The sequence below is a fragment of the Actinomyces stomatis genome (assembly GCF_031292835.1).
Lineage (GTDB): Bacteria > Actinomycetota > Actinomycetes > Actinomycetales > Actinomycetaceae > Actinomyces > Actinomyces stomatis.
The window spans coordinates 70,738-92,000 of sequence record NZ_JASPEP010000003.1 but is presented as its reverse complement, the minus strand read 5'-3'; the positions used below and the strand labels follow the sequence as shown (position 1 = coordinate 92,000).

16 protein-coding genes are annotated in these 21,263 nt (G+C 68.6%); 5 read left to right on the top strand and 11 right to left on the bottom strand.

The genetic code is table 11. The annotated features are described in order from the left end of the window. Positions 1-398: 398 nt before the first annotated feature. On the top strand, positions 399-668 hold the full coding sequence (locus RIV12_RS02935) for a hypothetical protein (protein ID WP_309322043.1): 270 nt from the start codon (positions 399-401) through the stop codon (positions 666-668). A 288-nt stretch (positions 669-956) separates the two neighbouring features. Here the strand turns inward: RIV12_RS02935 and RIV12_RS02930 are convergent, their stop codons facing one another. The 9 genes from RIV12_RS02930 to iolC all read right to left on the bottom strand — a co-directional run bounded on the left by RIV12_RS02930 (position 957) and on the right by iolC (position 13,399). After that, positions 957-1,304, bottom strand: a complete 348-nt coding sequence (locus RIV12_RS02930; protein ID WP_256695436.1) for a nuclear transport factor 2 family protein — start codon at positions 1,302-1,304, stop codon at positions 957-959. A gap of 332 nt (positions 1,305-1,636) precedes the next feature. Then, complete coding sequence (locus tag RIV12_RS02925) at positions 1,637-2,803, bottom strand: zinc-binding dehydrogenase (protein WP_075417294.1); 1,167 nt, start codon at positions 2,801-2,803, stop codon at positions 1,637-1,639. Positions 2,804-2,958: 155 nt separating this feature from the next. Further along, positions 2,959-4,239: an MFS transporter gene (locus RIV12_RS02920; protein WP_309322042.1), complete on the bottom strand. Its 1,281-nt coding sequence runs from the start codon at positions 4,237-4,239 to the stop codon at positions 2,959-2,961. A 186-nt stretch (positions 4,240-4,425) separates the two neighbouring features. Beyond that, a complete protein-coding gene (locus tag RIV12_RS02915) occupies positions 4,426-6,042 on the bottom strand; it encodes an MFS transporter (RefSeq protein WP_309322041.1) in 1,617 nt (538 codons plus the stop codon). A gap of 523 nt (positions 6,043-6,565) precedes the next feature. After that, entirely contained in the window at positions 6,566-8,059 is a 1,494-nt protein-coding gene (locus RIV12_RS02910) for a CoA-acylating methylmalonate-semialdehyde dehydrogenase (protein WP_309322040.1), read from the bottom strand. A 358-nt stretch (positions 8,060-8,417) separates the two neighbouring features. Next, a complete protein-coding gene (iolD, locus tag RIV12_RS02905; protein ID WP_309322039.1) occupies positions 8,418-10,325 on the bottom strand; it encodes a 3D-(3,5/4)-trihydroxycyclohexane-1,2-dione acylhydrolase (decyclizing) in 1,908 nt (635 codons plus the stop codon). Between the two features lie 53 nt (positions 10,326-10,378). Continuing rightward, the gene (gene iolB / locus RIV12_RS02900) at positions 10,379-11,293 is read right to left on the bottom strand and encodes a 5-deoxy-glucuronate isomerase (protein WP_309322038.1); all 915 of its coding nucleotides are present in this window, start codon (positions 11,291-11,293) and stop codon (positions 10,379-10,381) included. A 137-nt stretch (positions 11,294-11,430) separates the two neighbouring features. Then, positions 11,431-12,345, bottom strand: coding sequence for a Cgl0159 family (beta/alpha)8-fold protein (locus RIV12_RS02895; RefSeq protein ID WP_309322037.1), 915 nt, complete (start codon positions 12,343-12,345; stop codon positions 11,431-11,433). A 10-nt stretch (positions 12,346-12,355) separates the two neighbouring features. Beyond that, the gene (iolC, locus tag RIV12_RS02890) at positions 12,356-13,399 is read right to left on the bottom strand and encodes a 5-dehydro-2-deoxygluconokinase (protein ID WP_309322036.1); all 1,044 of its coding nucleotides are present in this window, start codon (positions 13,397-13,399) and stop codon (positions 12,356-12,358) included. Between the two features lie 230 nt (positions 13,400-13,629). On the opposite strand from iolC, the gene RIV12_RS02885 reads away from it, so the two are divergent. The 3 genes from RIV12_RS02885 to iolG all read left to right on the top strand — a co-directional run bounded on the left by RIV12_RS02885 (position 13,630) and on the right by iolG (position 16,782). Further along, positions 13,630-14,382, top strand: coding sequence for a GntR family transcriptional regulator (locus RIV12_RS02885; RefSeq protein WP_075417302.1), 753 nt, complete (start codon positions 13,630-13,632; stop codon positions 14,380-14,382). 152 nt (positions 14,383-14,534) lie between these two features. Continuing rightward, positions 14,535-15,611, top strand: a complete 1,077-nt coding sequence (locus tag RIV12_RS02880; protein WP_309322189.1) for a transaldolase family protein — start codon at positions 14,535-14,537, stop codon at positions 15,609-15,611. A gap of 181 nt (positions 15,612-15,792) precedes the next feature. After that, on the top strand, positions 15,793-16,782 hold the full coding sequence (gene iolG / locus RIV12_RS02875; RefSeq protein ID WP_075417304.1) for an inositol 2-dehydrogenase: 990 nt from the start codon (positions 15,793-15,795) through the stop codon (positions 16,780-16,782). Positions 16,783-17,566: 784 nt separating this feature from the next. Here iolG and RIV12_RS02870 read toward each other — a convergent pair. Next, a complete protein-coding gene (locus tag RIV12_RS02870) occupies positions 17,567-18,529 on the bottom strand; it encodes an aldose 1-epimerase family protein (protein ID WP_309322035.1) in 963 nt (320 codons plus the stop codon). A gap of 90 nt (positions 18,530-18,619) precedes the next feature. Continuing rightward, a complete protein-coding gene (locus tag RIV12_RS02865; protein WP_309322034.1) occupies positions 18,620-19,699 on the bottom strand; it encodes a LacI family DNA-binding transcriptional regulator in 1,080 nt (359 codons plus the stop codon). Positions 19,700-19,981: 282 nt separating this feature from the next. On the opposite strand from RIV12_RS02865, the gene RIV12_RS02860 reads away from it, so the two are divergent. Further along, positions 19,982-21,178, top strand: coding sequence for a Gfo/Idh/MocA family protein (locus RIV12_RS02860; protein ID WP_309322033.1), 1,197 nt, complete (start codon positions 19,982-19,984; stop codon positions 21,176-21,178). The last annotated feature ends 85 nt before the right edge of the window (positions 21,179-21,263 follow it).

Genomic DNA, 21,263 nt, shown 5'->3' with positions numbered 1-21,263 from the left:
CGACGGCGCCACTTCTCAGCGTTAACCACCACCACAGGATGACTAGACCAGTGGTTGACGTCGCACTCCTGCAGCACAGGTCACGTCCCCGGATCAAAACCACCACACCGCCGACACCCTCAAAGCCCCGCCAGCGCCAGGAATCCCCTCAATATCGCCACATCTGAGCACACGCTTCCGCGCTCGGACCACACCCCTCCCAGCGTCTCCTTGTGATCCACGGACTATCGACGCAACACACGTCACGATCCTTTGTCTAGACAATTGGGTGGAGCGTTCCTAGAGTTCTACGTGACGGAAAAACCTCCGTCCGGCCCACGGGCCGCACACAGTCGTGCAGGGACGCACGACTCATGGTCAGGCGGACCTGCTCGACACACACCGAGAGGAACACTCACATGACCGCCACCACCACCGAGCGCCCCACCCAGACCGTCGAGACCACCGCTGCCGCCACCACCCAGGCGAGCACCACCGACACTCAGACCGACGCCAACCGCCTCACCTTCGCCGTCGCCATGATCGCCGTCATGGCCGCTGTCATGGTCATGGCCGTCGTCGGCGCCGTCACCGGCATCCCGACCCTCATGTTCGCCTCCTCCGTCCTGGCCGCGATCACCATGGGCGTGGGCATCTACACCGGCATCAACCTCCTCGAGGCCCGCTGAGCGTAGGCGACTCCAACGAGCTCGTCTGAGCTCACCACCGGATCCGGACCACGCACCACAAGCAACGCAGGCCCCGGACCCAGCCCAGCAAGGGCACAGAACAACGAGGCTGCGCGGCCAAGGAAGCCCGCGCAGCCATGGCAACCCGAGGGGCACCGCACAGGCGGCGCCCCTCTTCTCATACTCAAACCAGCATCAGGAGCGGAAAGCAGAGCGGCGCCGGACCAATGCACCGGCACCCACGCCGGAGTCAGAACATGCCGTTGTCGTTGGCGGAGGTCTCCGGGATCACCTGGAGCACGTCCCAGTGCTCCACGATCCTGCCGTGCTCATCGAGACGGAAGATGTCGATGCCTGCATAGTCCTCCGACCCCGGCCACCGCTGGTGGCAGTGCAGGATGACATGATCCCCTCCGCGAAGGCACGCACGAACTCCACGCTCTTGCCGGGGTAGTCACGGGCCATCCGCTCGAAGTACTCGACGAAGGCCTCCTTGCCGTCGGCCACATGGGTGTTGTGCTGCCGGTACTCGTCACCGGCGTATCGCTCCAGCGCCTCCCTCGGCCGGCACTGGTTGAACATGAGGTCGTAGAAGGCCTTGACGTTCTCCTTGTTGCGCTCCAGATCAGTGGACATACGGGACTCCTCCTCTTAGCAATGGTCACGACAGTCAGTCAGAGGCCCTCCGCAGCCGACGGCACACCGCCGCGACACCCGAGATGTCCAAATCGGATACAAAGGCGGAATCCAGGCTCACACCACCGATAAGAAACCGCGTGATTCCGCGGTTCCATCAGCGGCCTGATCAAGCTGCAGGCTCCTTTGTCACCGATTTGGACACAACGCGTCCTCCGCCCCGATTTCGGATCACGCATCGCGCCTCCCACTCAGAGCAGCAGGGCCCGGGCAGGAGGCGCGAGGATGAGAAGGCGCGGTCAGCCCCGATGACCGGGGCTGACCACCGGGGCTCACAGCGACATGTCGACGACGGCGCGTCCCTGAATCTCGCGGTTGCGCAGGGCGGTGTAGCCGGCGCCGGCCTCCTCCAGCGGCAGGCGGCGCGAGACGACATCTCGGTAGTTGATGACGCCCTTGTCGGCCAGGTCGACGACGGCCGGCAGGTCCTGGCGGGTACGCGCCCCGTAGGAGCCGAGGATCGACTGCGAGCGGCGCACGGTGCGGTTGATCTCCACCCCGGCGGTCTGCACACCGGCCCCCAGACCGATCGGCACCATGCGGCCGCCGTCGGCCAGGACGTCCAGGGCGGTGGTCCAGGTGGCGGGGATGCCCAGGGCCTCGAAGGAGACGTCGACACCCTTGCCGCCGGTGAGTCGGAAGACCTCCTCGCGGGCGTCCTGGGTGACGGAGTTGACCACGGCCGTGGCCCCGTAGTCGAGCATGGGGGCGAGCTTGTCGTCGTCGACGTCGATGGCGATGATCTGGCTGGCGCCGAAGGCCCGGGCGATCTGGACGATGTTGGTGCCCACGCCGCCGGTGGCGACCACGGCGACGGTCTCCCCATAGCGCAGGTCGGCACCTCGGCGCACAGCCCCGTAACCGGTCATGGCGGCGCAGCCCAGGATGGCCGCTGGCACCATGTCGATGGTGTCCGGCACGGGAGCCACCGCAGTGGAGGGGACGACCGCGTACTCGGCCAGGCCGCCCATGGAGTACATGGCCACCGGCTCACCGTCGGGGGTGGCCAGGCGGGTGGTACCGTCGTAGAGGACGCCCTTGAGGCGGTTGAGGTCGAAGAAGGGGCCGCACAGCTCGTCGCGCCCCGAGGCGCAGGCATCGCACTGGCCGCAGGGCATGAGGAAGCCGCCGGCCACCTTCTGCCCGATCGTCAGGCCGGTGTGCTCGTTGCCGGGGCCGAGCTCCACGATGGTGCCGGAGACCTCGTGGCCGAGCACCGCCGGCAGCGGGAAGGCGATGGCGCCGCCAATGACATGGAGGTCGGAGTGGCACAGCCCGCAGGCGGCCACCTTGATGAGGACCTCGCCGCTCTTGGGCCGAGGGGTACGCAGGGTCTCGATCTGCAGGCCGACCTCATGGTCCCGCAGGACCGCGGCCTTCATGGTCTCGGGGATGGACACGGTCGTCTCTGAGGCCTGGACTGCCTCGTTGCTCGTCATGCTCAGGTGCCTCTCTGTCAGGTGTCGACGACGTCGGGCCGCCGAGTGGCTTCTTGCGGCCACACCCCCACCATACGATATTTGTCCTGACAAACCATAGGTCTGAAGTCGGATGCGCGGCCGCTGTCCTCAGAACCGCCCCGCGCGCCACTCCCCTAGACCTTGAGCTCGCGCGGCAGCCGCAGGAGCACGACGGCGACGCTGAGCACCGACAGCGTGAAGGCTGCCCAGAAGAGGGCGGACATCCCGAGGTACCTCACGACGAGCAGCGAGGCCAGGAGGACACCGGCACGTGCCAGGACGCCTCCGGTCGCCGAGGCGCGCCGCTGCGCCTCAACCAGCCAGGGCGGGATCCGCGGGTCGATCGCCCCCTGGCAGGCGGGCAGGACCAGGACCGACTGGCTGGCAACAAGGACTGTCAGGGAGACGATGATCGTCCAGGCGCCGCCCACACCCCCCAGGGTCATGCCGGCCACCAGGAAGGTCGCCCCCATGACGGCGACGACGGTGCCCAGCACCACTCGCAGGAAGCGCAGCTGCTCGACCCGGGTCACCAGCGCCAGAGCGAGGAGCGCCAGCCCCGTCCAGGTCGCGGCGGTCATGGCGATCGCGGCGGATGCGAGGCCGAGCTCGGATGCGATCAGCGGGGCCAGGACCAGGGCCGCCGCCCCCAGGGGCGCCTCCTGGGCGATGATGAGGACCGCACCGGTCAGCACGGCGGCACGCACCTCGGGCACCCGCAGCTCAGCGGGAGACATGGCCTGCTGCTCGGCCATCATCTCCGCGTCCAGACGGGTCCAGTCGATGGCCACGGAGGCCTCCAGGGTCCCGTGCAGGCAGCGCAGCGCCTCGAAGGCCTTGACGTCGCGGCCCTGCCGCACCAGCCACACCGGACTCTCGGGCAGGAGCAGGGCCCAGACCAGGTACGCCAGCGCGGCGACGGCGACCATCGCCCAGGCGATGAGGAGCCTCGAGGGACTCCACCAGGCCGCCAGAACCACGACGCCGGCCCCGGCCGGACCGAAGGCCATGGCCTGCGGCATGAGCCGCCTGTGCCCGCGCAGGGAGAGCTCGTGGCAGACCAGTGGCGCCACAACGAGCACTCCGCCCGCAGCAAGACCCACCAGGCCCGCGCCAATCAGGCCGACGACGCCGTCGAGCCCGGCCGCGACCCCGGCACCCAGCAGCGCCAGAGCCCCCACGAGCAGGCCCATTCTCCGTCGCCCCAGGTACCGGGCGAGGGGACGGCTGGTGAAGGTTCCCAGCACCATCGCCGCAGCGACAGCACCGAGCAGGGGCAGAGCGGCGCCGCGCGCGCCGGCGACCTCGATAGCCAGCCCCCCTTCCAGGGCGCCGAGGAACAGACCTGCCGCCCATGCATACAGGCGGAGGCGATCCGGGGCGGGCGGCGCGCTGCGCGGCGGATGCGGGTTCATGGACCAGTCACCGTGTACGTCATGGGCGGCAGATATGTGTTGGGCTCTGTTGGGAAGGGAAGTTGTCTGAACGAGGAGAGGTCGGGAGGGGAACTGCGACAGTGTCTCAGAGCCTCACGGTCGATTCAATCGGCTCGACTCGACTCAGCTCCGCTGGCCACTGCCGCAGTCCCTCACCCCTTGACCTCAGCTGTACTCCTTCTCGAAGCGAACCTCGAGCTCCTCCAAGGAGTGGTACTTCGTCTCGGGCACGAACTTCATGTAGAAGATGAGTGACAGGACGTTAAGCAGGCAGAAGATGAGGTAGGTCCCCGACCCTCCGAGCTTCTCCATCATGACGGGGAAGACCGCGGCGACGATCGCGTTGCCGATCCACAGGGTGCCTACGGCCAGCCCCATCGCCGTACCGCGCACCTTGGCGGGGTAGATCTCCGCGATAAGGACCCAGGTGACTGTTCCGGACTGCTTGGCGAACACGAACAGCGAGACGATGAGCAGCACCAGGTAGGGTGCGAAGGCGGGGGCTCCCGTGATGTTGCCGTCGGCGTCCTGGTAGGGCTGGATGAGGAAGTAGAAGACCGCTGCCAGGAGGCCGAGGGAGACCACGATGCTGGCCTCCTGGTAGATGCCCACGTGCCGGCGGGCGAACTTGGTGACCAGCCACAGGCCGACGGCGGAGCCCACGAAGGAGACGAATCCGGAGACGACATTGAGGGAGATCGCGTCGCTCATGGGCAGGCCGGCCGCGGAGAGCACCTTGGGCGTGTAGTACATGGCCGTGTTGATGCCGGTGACCTGGTCGGCCAGGCCCAGGATGATGCCGATGAACAGCAGGTGGCGGGTCCACTTGACGCCCATGATCTGCGCCAGGCCCCACTTCTCCTGGTTGGCCTCCTTGCGCTGGATCTCCAGCATCTCGTCGACCTCTTCGGCGATGGAGCCGTCCTTGGACTCGTCGCGCACCCGCTTGAGGGAGCCGATGGCCTCGGCGATGCGCAGGTTGGCGACGTACCAGCGAGAGGACTCCGGCATGAGGCGGATTCCGAACCACAGGGCCACGGCCGGCAGGGTGGCCAGCACGAGCATGTAGCGCCAGGTCATGCCGTTGCCGGACTCGATCATGACGTTGTTGAAGTGCTGCACGGTCTCCCAGGCGACTTTGTCGCCGGCCTTGGCGACGACCTCACCGGACTTGTTGACGACGTCGTTGGCGAGGGTGACCTCCGGGCCACCGTGCATGCGGGCGAGGACGGCGTTCATGGAGAAGGCGAGGAACTGGCCGAAGACGATCATCATCTGGTCCACGGCCACCAGGGTGCCGCGGATGCGCTTGGGGGCCGTCTCACCGAGGAAGACGGGAACGATCGCCGAGGCGCCACCGACGGCGAAGCCCAGCACGATCCGGAAGAAGTAGAGGACCCAGATGTTCGGCGAGATCGTGCAGCCCAGCGCCCCGATGAAGAAGACGATAGCCAGGAGCATGATGTTGTGCCGGCGCCCGTACTTGTCGGAGAGCTTGCCTCCCACCGAGGCGCCGAGCGCAGCGCCGATGCAGAGCAGGCCGCCGATCCAGCCCTCCTCCCAGGAGGTGATCCGCAGACCGTCGGCGCCGTGCGGCAGGTACATGTAGGGCAGGGCGCCGGAGATGACGCCGGTGTCGTAGCCGAAGAGCAGTGAGCCGAGGGTGGCGACCAGGGCGATGAGTCCCAGCGAGCGCTTCGGCCCTGAGGCGGGGGTCTGGTCGACCAGCTCCTGGATCTTCTCCGGCGTGTAGTGCGCCGCAGAACTGGGTGATGTGGACATGTGAGGAACTCCTTGGGTCGTCCGCCATCGTCGGCGGAGGCGAAAGAGAGCGCTGCTGGGTGGACCGGTCGACCCGGCCCGCCGGTCACCGCACCGCAGCGCAGGAGCGGCGCCGACATCCACGTCGACACACCCATAATGTCATGACAATAGCCTCTGGGGAAGTGGTGACGTCAGGCATTTTCAGATCCTTGGACGACACCGCGAAAATATGCTGATCTGCCAACGAAAAGTCAGCATCCCCGGGGGCGAGACGCAGGCCCACCAGGACGAATATGGCGGGCGGCTTCAGTCGCCGCTCTCCCGATGGCACCGCCTGAACGCCTGCCAGCACCCAGCAGCCTCAAGACCCCGGCAGACGTGCACGCTCCGCCGGCGCCCGGTGGCGGAGCTCTGGAAGTAGGGGCGCTCCCCTGTCTCAACAAAGGCGCGGACGCACCGTAGGGCTCGCGGACTCATCCTGCAGGATCAGTCCTTGAGGTCTATGGTGCGTCCGCGGTGATGGGTGACGGAGCAGCCGGGCTCACTCCTCGCGCTGGAAGGACATGGTCGCGGCGTAGGTCTTCTCCGAGGGCCAGCGGGTGGTCACCGCCTTGGCGCGGGTGTAGAACCGCACACCCTCGGGGCCGTGGATGTGGGTGTCGCCCAGGAGCGACTCCTTCCAGCCACCGAAGGAGTAGTAGGCCACCGGCGTCGGGATCGGCACGTTGATGCCCACCATGCCGGCCTCGACGTCGAGCTCGAAGCGACGGGCCACGCCGCCGTCGTTGGTGAAGATGGCCGCGCCGTTGCCGAAGGGCGAGGAGTTGACCTGCTTGATGGCCTCCTCGTAGGTGTCGGCGTGGACGATCGCGAGCACCGGCCCGAAGACCTCCTCGGTGTAGAGCGAGGACTCCAGGGAGACGTTGTCCACGATGGTCGGGCCGAGGAAGTGACCCTTCTCGTGTCCAGGGATGACGAGCGGGCGGCCGTCGAGGACGACCTCGGCACCCTTGGCCTCGGCGTCATCGATGAGCCCGGTGATGAACTCCTTGGACTTGGCGTCGATGACCGGGCCCATCTCGACGCCCTCGTCCATGCCGTAGCCGACCTTGATCTTCTCGGCGTGAGCCTTGACGCGGCGAGCCAGGTCCGGTCCGCAGCCGCCCACGGCCACGACGACGGGCAAGGCCATGCAGCGCTCGCCGGCGGCCCCGAAGGCGGCGGCGGAGATGTGCTGGGCGGCGAAGTCCAGGTCGGAGTCGGGCATGACGATGGCGTGGTTGTTCGCCCCGCCCAGGGCCTGGACGCGCTTGCCGTGGGTGACGCCGGTGTTCTGGACGATGTGGGCCACCGGGGTGGAGCCCACGAAGGAGATCGCGTCGATGCCGGGGTGCTCGAGGACCTTGGAGACCATGGTGCGGTTGCCGGAGACGACGTTGAAGACGCCGTCGGGCAGGCCGGCCTCCTTGTAGAGCTCGGCCGTCAGCAGGGCCGCAGACGGCGTGGCCGAGGCCGGCTTGAGGACGAAGGCGTTGCCGGTGGCGATGGCGATGGGGTGCATCCACATGGGCACCATGGCTGGGAAGTTGAAGGGGCAGATGCCGGCGACGACGCCGACCGGCTGACGCAGGGTGTGGATGTCCACGCCGGTGGAGATGTCGAAGGAGTGCTCGCCCTTGAGGGCCAGGTTGATGGCGGTGGCGAAATCGAGGGTCTCGCGCCCACGCTGAATCTCGCCGACGGCGTCGGAGTAGTTCTTGCCGTGCTCGGCCACGATCATCTTGGCCATCTCGTCCTGGTGGTCCAGGACCAGCTGGCGCATGCGGAACATGATGGCGGTGCGCTTGGCCAGCGAGACCTTCGCCCACTCCTTCTGGGCTCGGCGGGCCACCTCGACGGCGTGGTCGAGGTCGGCGTCGGAGGCCTGGAGCAGCTCGGCCTCGACCTCACCTGTTCCCGGGTTCTCGACGGCGAAGCGGCCGATCGGGTTTCCCTCGTAGTACTCTCCGTCAACCCAGTGCGCAATGGTTCTCATCGTTATCGACTCCTGATTGTCGGTTTCACGGACCCGCCCCGCCTATGGGGTGGGCAGGGCCGGACTCCGACCAAGGTCTCAGTGACGGATCGGTCGGGCGCCCAGCGCCTTGCATGTGCCTCAAGCCTAACGTCCTAGACGGCGAATGGCGCCATTTTGTCAGAACATAATGAGGGCGTTGACCACATCGTGATCTCGACGCCCCGTCGGCACTGCGGCCGAGGGGCGCCCTCCCCGGAAGAGAGCACGCACACGGCGGGGGTCCACGGCACTATCCGCCGTGGACCCCCGCCGTCGCGGTTGGCGCAGAAGCGCGCCGTTCTCCGCGTTCTACCTGCGATCCCTCCAGGTAGTGGCCTTACAGGTAGTGACGCTGAGGCTTGCGGTCACGCAGGTACTCCTCGTAGGCGCGCTGCGTGGACTCCAGCTCGGAGACGCCCGAGACCGGGACGTCCCACCAGCTCGACCCGGGCGGGTTGGGGCCGTAGAGGTCGGTCTCGATGTGAATCATCGTGGGACGGTCGGAGGCCTCGGCCTTGCGGTAGGCCTCCTTGAACTCCGAAATGGTGTGGACCTCGAGGACGTCCAGTCCCCAGGAGCGGGCGTTGGCGGCGATGTCGACACCGTCGATGACCTGCTCGTCGGCCAGGTGACTGCCCTCGCCGCGGCGGCGGTACTTGGTGCCGAAGCGCTGGGAGCCGCGAGACTCCGACAGGGCGCCGATGGAGCAGAAGCCGTAGTTCTGCAGCAGGACGTAGATGACCTTGATGTTCTCCTGGACCACGGTGGCCAGCTCCATGGGGAGCATCTGGTAGGTGCCGTCACCCACGATGGAGACCACCTCGGCCTCGGGGCGGGCGAGCTTGACGCCCATGGCGGCGGGCACCTCGTAGCCCATGCAGGAGAAGGCGTACTCCACGTGGTACTGCAGCGGGCTGCGGGCCTGCCACAGGGCCTGAAGGTCACCGGGCATGGAGCCGGCGGCGTTGATGACCACGTCCTCCTCCCCCATGAGCTCGTTGAGGGCGCCGAAGACCTCGGTCTGGGCGGGCAGGGGCCCGTGGTCCAGGTGGTAGCAGCGCTCGGTGGCCTTGAGCCAGGCATCCTTCTCCGCGGTGATCTCTTCGGAGTAGGCCGCCTCGACACGGTAGTCCGCGAGCGCCTCGGCCAGGGCCGCCAGGGCCTCGCGGGCGTCGGCCACCACCATCTCCGCGCTCTCCTTGGCGGCGTCGAAGGGGGTGACGTTGATGTTCACGAACTTCACGTCGGGGTTCTTGAACTGGGTCTTGGAGGCCGTGGTGAAGTCGGAGTAGCGGGTGCCCACGCCGATGATGAGGTCGGCCTTGTCAGCGATGTGGTTGCCGGAGTCGCATCCGGTGGAGCCCACGCCGCCCACGGCGCTGGGGTGGTCGAAGTTGATGGCGCCCTTGCCGGCCTGGGTGTCGCCCACCGGGATGCCGGTGGCGGTGGCCAGGGCGCGCAGCTCCTCGCTGGCACCGGCGTAGATGGTGCCTCCGCCGGCGATGATGAGGGGGCGCTTGGCGGCCTTGATGAGGGCGACGGCGCGCTCCAGGGCGGCGGGTTCGGGCACCGGGCGGCGCACGTGCCACACGCGCTTGCGGAACAGCTCCACGGGCCAGTCGAAGACCTCGGCCTGGACGTCCTGGGGCATGGCGATGGTGACCGCACCGGTCTCGGCGGGGTCGGTGAGCACGCGCATGGCGTTCAGCAGCGAGGGGATGAGCTGCTCGGGCCGGTTGATGCGGTCGAAGAAGCGCGAGACGGGGCGGAAGGCGTCGTTGACCGAGACGTCCAGGCTGGTGGGGTCCTCCAGCTGCTGGAGCACGGGGTCGGGGACGCGGGTGGCGAACTGGTCGGAGGGGAGCAGCAGCACCGGCAGACGGTTGGTGGTGGCCAGGGCGGCCCCGGTGACCATGTTGAGGGAGCCCGGGCCGATGGAGGCCGTGCACATGTAGGTCTGGAGGCGGTTGGTGGTCTTGGCGAAGGCGGCGGCCGCGTGCACCTGCCCCTGCTCGTTGCGGGGCATGATGTAGGGCATCTCCTGCTCGCCGTCGGCGCGGGCGATCTCGTTCTGCAGGAGGGCCTGGCCGATGCCGGCCACGTTGCCGTGGCCGAAGATCCCGAAGGCGCCGGCGATGAGACGCTGCTCGACGCCGTCGCGCTCGGAGTACTGGTTGGACAGGAAACGGATGGTGGCCTGGGCGACCGTCAGGCGGATCGTGCCGGCGTAGGCTTCGTTGCTCATCGTGGTTCTTCTCTGCTCTTCTCAGGTGGTGGGGCGGTCGAAAGGCGGATCGGCTAGTCGTTCATGGGGGTCATAGGCAGGCGCCGGTCGACCTCCTGCCCCTCCCAGGTCTGGCGCACCCAGGTGTGGTGGGGGTCGTCGGTCATGAGCCACACGGAGTCCTCGGCGGGGCCGGCCATGACGTTGAGGTAGTAGAGGTCGTAGCCGGGGGCGGCCACGGAGGGGCCGTGGTAGCCGTAGGGCATGACGACGACGTCGCCGCCGCGTACCTCGGTGCACACATCGATGTCGTGGCCGGGCGAGGGGTAGATGCGCTGGAGCGCGAACCCCTCGGCGTCACCCTCGCCGGTGCGGACCTGGTAGTAGTAGATCTCCTCCAGGACCCGTTCGACCTCGGTGTGCTCGTCGTGCTTGTGGGGCGGGTAGGAGGACCAGTTGCCTCCGGGGGTGAGGACCTCGCAGGCCAGCAGGTGGGAGGTCTCGACGTCGTTGCCCAGGGCGTAGTTGTTGACCTGACGCGAGGAGGGGCCGGCACCGCGCAGGCCGGTGCCGACCTCGGAGCGCGGGCAGTAGCGCAGCGGCTTGTCGGCGGTGGCCTTGGAGCCGGGCAGGGCGATGCGGGCGCCGTCGGCACTGGTGAGGGTCACCTCGGTGCGGCGGGGGACGTAGACGTAGTCGGTGATGTCGGTGAAGACCGACTCGCGTCCGGCGACCTCGAAGCGCTCACTGCCGGACTGGACGCTGCAGCCCCCCGACAGGGGCAGGACGAGGTACTCGTGCTCGCCGGCGGGCACGGTCAGGCTCCCGCCGGGGGCGAGCGCCACCACTCGCAGGGAGGACCACTCCCAGCCGGCCCGCTCAGGGGTGAGATCCAGCTCGTAGCTGTCGTGGGCGAGCTCGCCGGCGCGGATGACGTAGCGGGACTGGTCCGACGTCTCGGACTGGGCGGTGCGGTCGGTGTGGCCCATGGTGGTGCTCCTTCAGCTCCTGGTGGTACTCGTGCGGATTGTCTCGTACGGGGCGGCCCGGCCAGGGCCGATTGGCGGTGATTGCGGCGGCGGCCGCAGGCCGGGACAGCGAGCCCGCTTGCGGACGTATCGGGTGCTCACAGCAGGGCGACGGCGGCGTCGACGGCGGCCTCGACGTCGTCATTGCCCGGGTAGAGCAGGGAGCGGCCCACGACCAGCCCTCTGACATTGGGCAGCTCGAGGGCGGCCGCCCAGGAGGCCCGGGTGGCCTCGGGGTCGGCCGAGACCTCGCCGCCCAGAATGAGGCTGGGCAGGGAGGTGGAGGCCATGACGCGCCGTATTGATGCGGGCCCGCTGACGCAGGGCAGCTTGAGCCAGGTGTGCGCCGAGCTGCGCCCCAGCGCCTGGGCGATGCAGATCGAGCGGATGACGGCCTCCTCGCTGAGGTCGTTGACGATCCGGCCGCCCTCCCACCGCGAGATGAAGGGCTCGATCATCGCGTTCAGCCCGCGCTCGGACAGGGAGTCGATGGCCTTGGCGCTGGCCTCGAGGGTGGTGGCGCTGGCGGGGTCGGCGTAGTTGATGCGGGTGAGCATCTTGCCGCCGTCGAGCTGGGAGGTCTCGATGCCCTCGGCGTCGTAGGCGCCGAAGCGGTCGTCCATCTCGAAGGAGGCCCCCTGGAGGCCGATCCGGTTCATGGAGCCCCACACGAGCTTGCCGTCCAGGGCTCCCAGGAGCGTCAGGTCCTCGATGATCTCGGCGGTACCCAGGAACCCGTTGACACCGGGGCGGGACAGGGCCGTCACGCAGCGCTGGAGGAGGTCCTCACGGTCGGCCATTGCCAGGGGCCGCTCGCCCGCGCCGAGGGCCCCGCGGGCCGGGTGGTCGCAGGCGATGACCATGAGGCGCCCGGCCCCAGCCAGATCGGCGCGGGGGCGCTGGGCCAGGGCCTGGCCGATACGGCCGGGGTCGGTGGCCCGGATCTCGGTGACGGCGTCCGTCAGTGGCCGCGCCCCTGAGGCGGAGGCGGGAGGCGTGGGTGATGCGCTCATCGGGGACTCCTCACAGGTCCGTCAGCCCCGGGGCGACCTCGTCGCGGCGGGCGCGCATGAGCTCGAGCAGCTCGGGCTCGGTGGGCATGGCAGTGGAGCACTCCAGTCGCGAGGAGACGATCGCTCCGGCGGTGGAGGCGGCGAAGATGGTCTTCTCTAAGGACCAGCCCGACAGCAGGCCATGACAGATGGCCCCGCCGAAGGCGTCCCCAGCGCCCAGACCGTTCTTCGTTTCCACCGAGGTCACGGGCATCTCCACCCGCTCGGTGCGGGTCTTGGCCAGCGTCCCCTCCAGTCCCTGCTTGACGATGGCCAGCTCGACACCGGCCTCCAGGAGGGCGTCGGCCGCCCGCTCGGGGTCGCGCTCACCGACGGCGACCTCGCACTCCTCCCGGTTGCCGATGGCGACGGTGACCTTCGGCAGGATCCTCGAGACCTCCCGGTGGGCGGTCTCCTTGTCCTTCCAGAACATGGGGCGGTAGTCGAGATCGGCGATCGTGAAGCGCCGCCGGTCACGGGTGCCCAGGGCCGCGTGGTGGGCAGAGCGCGAGGGCTCCTTGCTCAATCCGGTCACCGAGATCCAGAAGATGGAGGCGTCACGAATGGCATCGAGCGGCAGGTCCTCCCACGTCAGCTCCAGGTCCGGGGCCGAGGGCTCGCGATAGAAGTAGAGGGGGAAGTCGTCCGGAGGGAAGATCTCGCAGAAGGTGACCGGGGTGTTGTAGGCGGCCTTGGTGACGACGTGGCGGTCGTCGACCCCCAGGCGGCGCATCTCGGTGTGCACGAAGCGCCCGAAGGGGTCATTGCCCACTCCGGTGACGACGGCGGAGCGGTGCCCGTAGCGGGCGGCGGCCACCGCTACGTTGGTGGGGCTTCCGCCCAGGAACTTGCCGAAGCTCTCCACGTCCTCCAGCCCGACGCCGACCTGGAGGGGGTAGATGTCGATACCGCAGCGCCCGATGGTGAGCACGTCGAGCCGGTCGGGGCCTCCGGGCAGGCTCTCGGGGGCGACTGCCTCAGTCACCTTGGTCGTTGCCGTCGTTGCTGTCGTCACGGTGATCGCGTCTCCACATCCTTGGGGCCTGCAGGCCTGCGGGAATGAGGTCTGCGTCGGGCGTCACTGCGAAGCCTGCCCCACAGGACCACCTCAGGTCAAGCATTTGTCAGAACATTTGAGGGTCCACTTTCCCGCGGATCGGCGCCGGGATGACGACAGTGCGTGACATCAGCACACAGCATCCGTATGCTCGAGGCATTATCACGTCTGACGCACAGGCCCATCTCATGCCCGATTCAACACCTCCTTTCGCCCTCGACATCACGATCGACCGCGATTCCAAGACGCCGCTGCACACACAAATTTCCGAGCCGTTGGCCTCACTCATCCTCGACGGCACACTGCCGGCCGGCAGCCGTCTGGAGGACGAGCTCTCGATGGCCAAGCGACTGAAGGTCTCCCGCCCCACGGCACGCCAGGCCCTTCAGCACCTGGTGGACCGCGGCCTGGTCAAGCGCCGTCGGGGCGTGGGCACGATCGTCTCCCCCATGCACGTCCACCGGCCGATGCAGCTGACCAGCCTGCTGTCGGACCTGTCCGCAGCCGGCCACACGACCTCCACGAGCGTGCTGGACTACGTCGAGCACGAGGCCGACGCCGACGACGCCGAGCACCTCGAGGTCGAGGAGGGCACCGCCGTCGTGACCTGCACCCGCATTCGCTGCGCCGACGGCGAGCCGATCGCGGTGCTGTCCAACCTCATGCCGGCGGCCATCGCCCCCACCCGCGAGGAGCTGGAGACGGGGGGCCTCTACGACCTGCTGCGCGCGCAGGACGCCGTCCCCACCACGGCCAAGCAGACCATCGGGGCCCGCAACGCCACCACCCGCGAGGCCGACCTCCTCCACGAGCGACGCCGCGCCGCCCTGATGACCGCCACCCGCATCACCTACGACCAGTCGGGCCGCGTCATCGAGTACGGGCAGCACATCTATCGCGCCTCGCGCTACACCTTCGAGACCTCCCTGTTCTCCAGCTAGCCCTCCCCCGACTCCAGGGCCACCACCGTTCCCAGGAATCTTTGTCCTGACAATTTGTTGACAGATGTCGTCGAGCACACTTCAATAGGGCCTACCGGACCGCGGCTGCAAGGACGCCTGCGCGGATGAACCCGAAAGAGAGCACAGAACCGATGAGCATCGACTACACCCCCGGACCCCTTCTCGACGCCGCCCGCAACACGCCCACCGCACTGTGGAACGACTCGGCCGACCCCGACGAGCTGCGCCAGTCCATCTCCTTCGGCGGCGTGGGCGCCACCTGCAACCCCACCATCGCCTACACCTGCATCAACCAGCGCAAGGACGTGTGGCTCCCCCGCATCGCCGAGCTGGCCGAGGAGATGCCCGAGGCCACCGAGTCAGAGATCGGCTGGCAGGTCGTGCGCGAGATGAGCATCGAGGCCGCCAAGCTGCTCGAGCCCATCTTCGAGGAGCACAAGGGACGCAACGGCCGCCTGTCCATGCAGACCGACCCGCGCCTGGCCCGCAGCGCCAAGGCCCTGGCCGACCAGGCCGAGGAGTTCTCCAACCTGGCCAAGAACATCATCGTCAAGATCCCCGCCACCTCCGTGGGCGTCAAGGCCATCGAGGACGCCACCTACCGGGGCGTGTCGGTCAACGTCACCGTCTCCTTCTCCGTGCCCCAGGCCGTGGCCACCGGTGAGGCCATCGAGCGCGGTCTCAAGCGCCGCGAGGCCGAGGGCAAGGACGTCTCCACCATGGGCCCGGTCGTCACCCTCATGGGCGGTCGCCTGGACGACTGGCTCAAGATCGTGGCCAAGCGGGACAAGCTCTTCCTCGACCCCGGCCACCTGGAGTGGGGTGGCGTGGCCGCGCTCAAGCGCGCCTACCAGGAGTTCCAGGCCCGCGGCCTGCGCGCCCGCGTGCTGTCAGCCGCCTTCCGGAACGTGCTGCAGTGGTCCGAGCTGGTCGGCGGCGACCTGGTCGTCTCCCCGCCCTTCGCCTGGCAGAAGCTCATCAACGACTCCGGCTACAAGGCCGTTGAGCGCATCAACGAGCCCGTTGCCCCCGAGATCATGGAGACGCTCCTGTCGATCCCGGAGTTCGTGCGCGCCTACGAGCCCGACGGCATGACGCCCGAGGAGTTCGACTCCTTCGGCGCGACCCGCCGCACCCTGCGCGGGTTCCTCCAGGCCGACGCCGACCTGGACGCCCTGGTGCGCGACGTCATCATGCCCCAGCCCTGATCGGCTCCAGTCAGGGTCGTCCGGGTCCTGGTGGGGGCCCGGGCGGCCAGAGCGGCACCCGCCGCACCGGGCGGGTCGACGACACGTTCAGACACGTTCCGCGTCGTCGACCCGCCCACCCACCACCGACCGCAGTTCAGACACCAACCCACACACCCACTCACACGCAGAAGGAGCAAGGATGCTCTCCATCGCCGTCATCGGCGCCGGCCGCATCGGCCACGTCCACGCCAAGACCATCGCCGCCCACCCCCAGGCCCAGCTCGCACTGGTCTGCGACCCCTTCGAGGACGCAGCGGAGAAGCTCGCCGCCACCTACGGGGCCCGGTCCTGCAAGGACGCCGAGGAGGTCTTCGCCGACCCCGAGATCGACGCCGTCATCGTCGGCTCCCCAACGCCGCTGCACATCCCCCACCTGCTGGCAGCCGCCAAGGCGGGCAAGGCGGTGCTGTGCGAGAAGCCGATCGCCCTGGACATGAAGGACGTCGAGGCCGCCCAGGCCGAGCTCGACGCCGTCAAGGTCCCCGTCATGTTCGGCTTCAACCGCCGCTTCGACCCCAGCTTCGCCGCCGCCCGCGCCGCGGTCGAGGCCGGCAGGATCGGAGACATCGAGCAGCTGACCATCATCAGCCGCGACCCGGCGGCCCCGCCGGCGGAGTACATCAAGGTCTCCGGCGGCATCTTCCGCGACATGACCATCCACGACTTCGACACCGCCCGCTTCTTCCTGGGTGAGATCGAGGAGGTCTACGCCGCCGGACAGAACCTCGACCCGGCTCTGAAGGACACCGGCGACTTCGACGCCGCCGTCGTCACCCTCAAGGCCGCCTCGGGCGCCGTGGCCACGATCATCAACAACCGCCACTGCTCCTCCGGCTACGACCAGCGCCTCGAGGCCTCGGGCCGCGAGGGCGCCCTGTTCGCCGAGAACATCCGCGCCACCACGGTGCGCCTGTCCAACGGCGAGGTCACCGACGCCCAGGAGCCCTACCTCGACTTCTTCCTGGAGCGCTACGCCGACGCCTACCGCATCGAGCTGAGCGCCTTCATCGAGGCCGTCGAGGCCGGCACCACGCCTCCCACCGGCATCGAGGACGCCATCAAGGCCCTGCGCCTGGCCGAGGCCGCCACGGAGTCGGCCCACTCCGGGCAGCCGGTGCGCCTGAGCTGAGCTCCGGTTCACCCCTTCTGACGCGAGGTGGGCGTCGTCGAGCAATCCGTCTCGACGACGCCCACCGCGTGTTCTCAGCGCCTGCGGGGCTGTTACGGGCTCGGCCGAGCCACTCCGCTGTGCTGCCCCATAACCTCCGAGAGCTTCGAAGCCATGGCGCCTCAAGACACCAACGCAGCGGGCCCGATGGTCGTTGCTCGCTATGCTGGCCGGGCAGGCCGGGGCCGGCTCAGCTGCTCACAGCCGGTCGAGTGGTGCCTGACCTGAGCTGCACGAGGGTGGGAATCTATTGGAAGAGGGTCGGGTGCACTCCAGGTAGGTGGGGCCTTCGTGCAGTATGCACAACCCCCGACCAGTAGATCCCCACCCTCGTGGAATAGACCGGCTCAGGGCGGGACTCGGGCCGGAGCCGACGCTGGACCACGACCTCCGGGCACCTGAGCAGGAGCCAGGGCCAGGCAGGGGACGGTGAGGCCGGCCCCAGGGTGAGAACGCCCGACCCCAGCGCCAAGGTCCCGCGGCGTCGACCCCACAGGCAGCCCAGTGTCCACAGCGCTGACATCAATGAGCCCGACGTCGAAGTGCCCAATAGAGATCCTTGGAATAATGCGGTTTCTCTCCGGCGTGCAGCGCCGGAGCCGGGTTGATGTCAGCACCATGGACACCGACGCCCCACCAAACCCCTTCCCTTCGTCCCCGCCGTCGGTTCCAGGGCCAGCAACTCGCCCCACCACGCGCCTCAGAAGTGAGGAGATAAGACACTCGACACAGAACGCTTGCGCGCTCAGTCCTCCTCGTACAGGCGGTAGGTGAAGGAGTGGGAATGCCCCACCGCCAGGAAGATGAGGTCCTCCCCGCTGTTGAAGGCGTTGGGCGGGCAGGTCATGGGCTCAACGGCCACGCCGGGGCGGCCGAGCTCGTCGGCGGAGTATGCCTGCACCCAGGGGGTGTCCGAGCTCATGACGACGGCGCGATCGCCCTGCCCACCGCGCAGGCTCACCTCCCACGCCCCCTCGGGCAGGGCGGTGTAGGCGTTGTCCGTCTGGATGGCCCCGACGAGCCGGCCCTCGCGCCAGTCCCAGTCGGTGCCCTCCACGCTGCGCCGGCGCGTGGGCGCCATGCGGTCGTCGACGTCGAGGACCTCGGCCGCCGGGATGGTCAGGACGCAGTCGTCCAAGGGGACCGAGCGCGTGAGGTAGGGGTGGCAGGAGACGCCGTAGGGAGCGGGGGCGGGCTCGCCCTCGACCTCCGGCGCACCGGGGACCGGCCAGGCGGGTCGGGCCGCGCCGACGTTGGTGGCGGTCACCGTGACGCTCAGTCCGCGCTCGGCGTCGAGCGCGAAGCAGGCACTGGCCTCCAGGCTCCAGGGGTAGCCGTAGGAGGCCAGCAGGCTCAGTTCCAGGACGACCCGGCTGCGGGGGGCGCCGTCCTCGGGGCCGGAGGGGTCGTCGTCGGCGACCTGCCAGTCCATCCAGCCGGCCAGGCCGTGGAGGGCCGAGCCGCTGGCCGGTTCATTGCAGCCCACGAGGAACTCGGTGCCGACGTAGTCGTAGCGGGCGCCGGCGATGCGGTTGGCCCACGGCAGCAGGGTCTTGCCCTGCCAGCCGGCGGGGAGCGTGGCCTCGGCGTCGAAGGGCATGATGAGGTCGCGCCCCTGGCGACGCAGGTGGACGAGCATGGCTCCCGACGAGGCGATACGCGCTTCGTAGTCGCCGGCGACCAGGTCGATGAGTTCTCCGTTAATCATGGTTGATCATGGCTCCTGTCCCAGTGTGCGGGGCGCGAGCCCCTCGGTTGTGGCTTCCTCGGCGAGGTTCACCGTACGCCGCGCGCCGCATCAGGCACGGGCCTTGTCCCGGCGTTCACGTGGCGGGGCCGTTGTGTCGCGGACAACAAGCTCAGGGACCACCCGGTAGAGGCGCCCGCCCAGAGGCCGGTCCTCACCGGCCACCTCCGCCGGGATGTGGCCGTCCTGGTCCGGGTGCATCCGGGCCAGCAGCGCCCGCACCGCGACCTCGGCGATGAGGCCGGCATCCTGGCGCACCGTGGTCAGGGAGAAGGCCGAGGCCGCCGTGACCGGGATGCCGTCGTAGCCGGTGACGGCCAGATCCTCCGGCACCCGCACCCCCTGACGGCGCAGCTCCATGAGGGCCCCGACGGCGCAGTGGTCGTTGAAGCACAGGAGCGCCTCGGGGAGCTCACCGGTCTGGATGAGGTGGTGGACGGCCCTGGCCCCGCTGTCCTCATCGCCGCCCCCGGGAACCACCCGCGCGCCTCGCCCCAGGCCTCGCAGCTCCATGGCCTGGCCGAATCTCTCGATCCGTCGCCCTGCGGCAGTCTCCTGCCCACCGTCCACGTGGGTGATGCGACGGCGCCCGGTGTCGACCAGATGATCGACGAGCAGCTGGATGCCGACGTCGTCACGGGAGTGGACCTCGTCGACGTCCCCCAGCTCGGTGCTGGTGCCGATGAGGACCGCCGGGGTGCGGTCCACGATGCAGGCCAGGGCGTCAACGGAGAGGTCGGGGTCGATGAGGATGAGGCCCTCGCAGCGCTGGAGCAGCAGCGAGCGCAGTCCGTCGGCCACATCACGGTGCGGGGTGGAGGTGGCCAGCACCAGTGCGTGTTCCAGAGCGGAGGCCGCCTGGAAGAGCCCGTCCACAATGAGCCCCTGGTAGGCCTGCCCGACGGCGAAGCTGGCGCCGATGAGCCCGGTGTGGCTGCGGCGCAGGAACTGGGCGCGCGGGTCCGCCTGGTAACCGAGATCGGCGGCGATGCGCAGGATCTCGCCACGGGTCTTCTCGGCGACGCCGTCGGAGCCGTTGAGAGCCGCCGAGACGGTGGAGATGGAGCGGCCGGCGCGTTCGGCGACGGTCCTGATCGTGACTCGCCCACCTCGTCCTCGAGGTCCTTTCACGGCAGACGTCTCCCTTTCCACGCCGTTGTGCCTCACGAATCTGCATGATCCGCGGGATCCGGAGTCCATCCTTGGACACCAGTTGAGCACATCCTATCCGACAACACCGGTGAGCACGTAGGCCCTGCTCAGAGCAGGTCATCAGACCTCATATTCTCCTCTTGTCAGGACAAAGGTGCTCTGATATCTTCCTGTGACGTCATTAACGACGGGTGTTTCCCGGGTCTTCCGGACACACCTCCACACACGCAGCAGCCGACAGTGTTGTCGGAAAGGACCGTAATGACCGACAAGAGAATACTGGGTATCGGAGTCATCTCCCTGGGGTGGATGGGACGGCTTCATGCCCGCAGCTACCGCGCCATCGCCGAGCGATTCCCCGAGCTGGGGGTGACTCCGCGCCTGGTCGCGGCCGCCGACCCGGTGGACGAGGTGCGCCAGGAGGCGGTGGACAATCTGGGCTTCGAACGTGCCTACGCCGACTACCGAGACCTGCTGGCCGACCCCGAGGTGGAGGCCGTCTCCATCTGCGCCCCCAACTTCCTCCACCACGAGATGGCCCTGGCGGCCGTGGAGGCCGGCAAGCCCTTCTGGATCGAGAAGCCCATGGGGGTCAGCGCCGAACAGTCCCGGGAGATCGCCCAGGCCGCCGAGAAGGCGGGGCTGATGACGGCCGTCGGCTTCAACTACCGTCACACCCCGGCCATTGAGTACCTGCGCTCCCTGGTGCGCGGCGGCGAGCTGGGGCGGATCACGAACGTGCGCGTGTGGTTCATCGCCGACTACAACTCCTCCCCCATGGGCCCACTGACCTGGCGAGCCTCGAAGGAGAAGGCCGGGGCCGGCGTCGTGCCCGACCTCATGAGCCACGGGGCGGACCTGGCCCAGTACATCGTGGGTCGCATCGCCTCGGTCACCGCGGTCACCGACACCTTCATCACTGAGCGCCCCATCCCCACCAAGATGGGCATCGGCCATTCGGGCTTCGAGATCGGTGACGAGGTGGGCCCGGTGGAGAACGAGGACTACGTCTCCATGCTCGTGCGCTTCGAGAACGGCACCGTGGGAACTATGGAGTCCTCCCGCGTCAGCGTGGGACCGCGCGCCGAGTACGTCGTCGAGGTCTACGGCACGAAGGGCTCGGCCCGCTGGAACTTCGAGCGCCTCAATGAGCTGGAGATCTGCCCCGTGCTCGACGGCGGCGCATCCCACGGCTACACCCGAGCCATGGCCGGCCCCCAGTGGGGCCAGTGGCAGCGCTTCCAGCCCGCCATCGGCACCTCCATGGGCTTTGACGACATGAAGGCCATCGAGGCCGCGCAGTTCATCGAGTCCATCGTCACCGGCAAGCAGGTGGCCCCCTCGGCCGCCGACGCCTGGTGCGCCGCGGAGGTCGACGAGGCCGTCGTCGCCTCAGCGGCCGACGGCCAGTGGCACGAGGTCCCCCGCGTCGAGGGGCGCACCACCTTCGACGCCTGAACCGCGCCGAGCCGCACCTTTCTCTTCACTCCACCATCACCCACCATCACAACGACCCCTGCGGCACTGTCGCCGCAGGACTGAG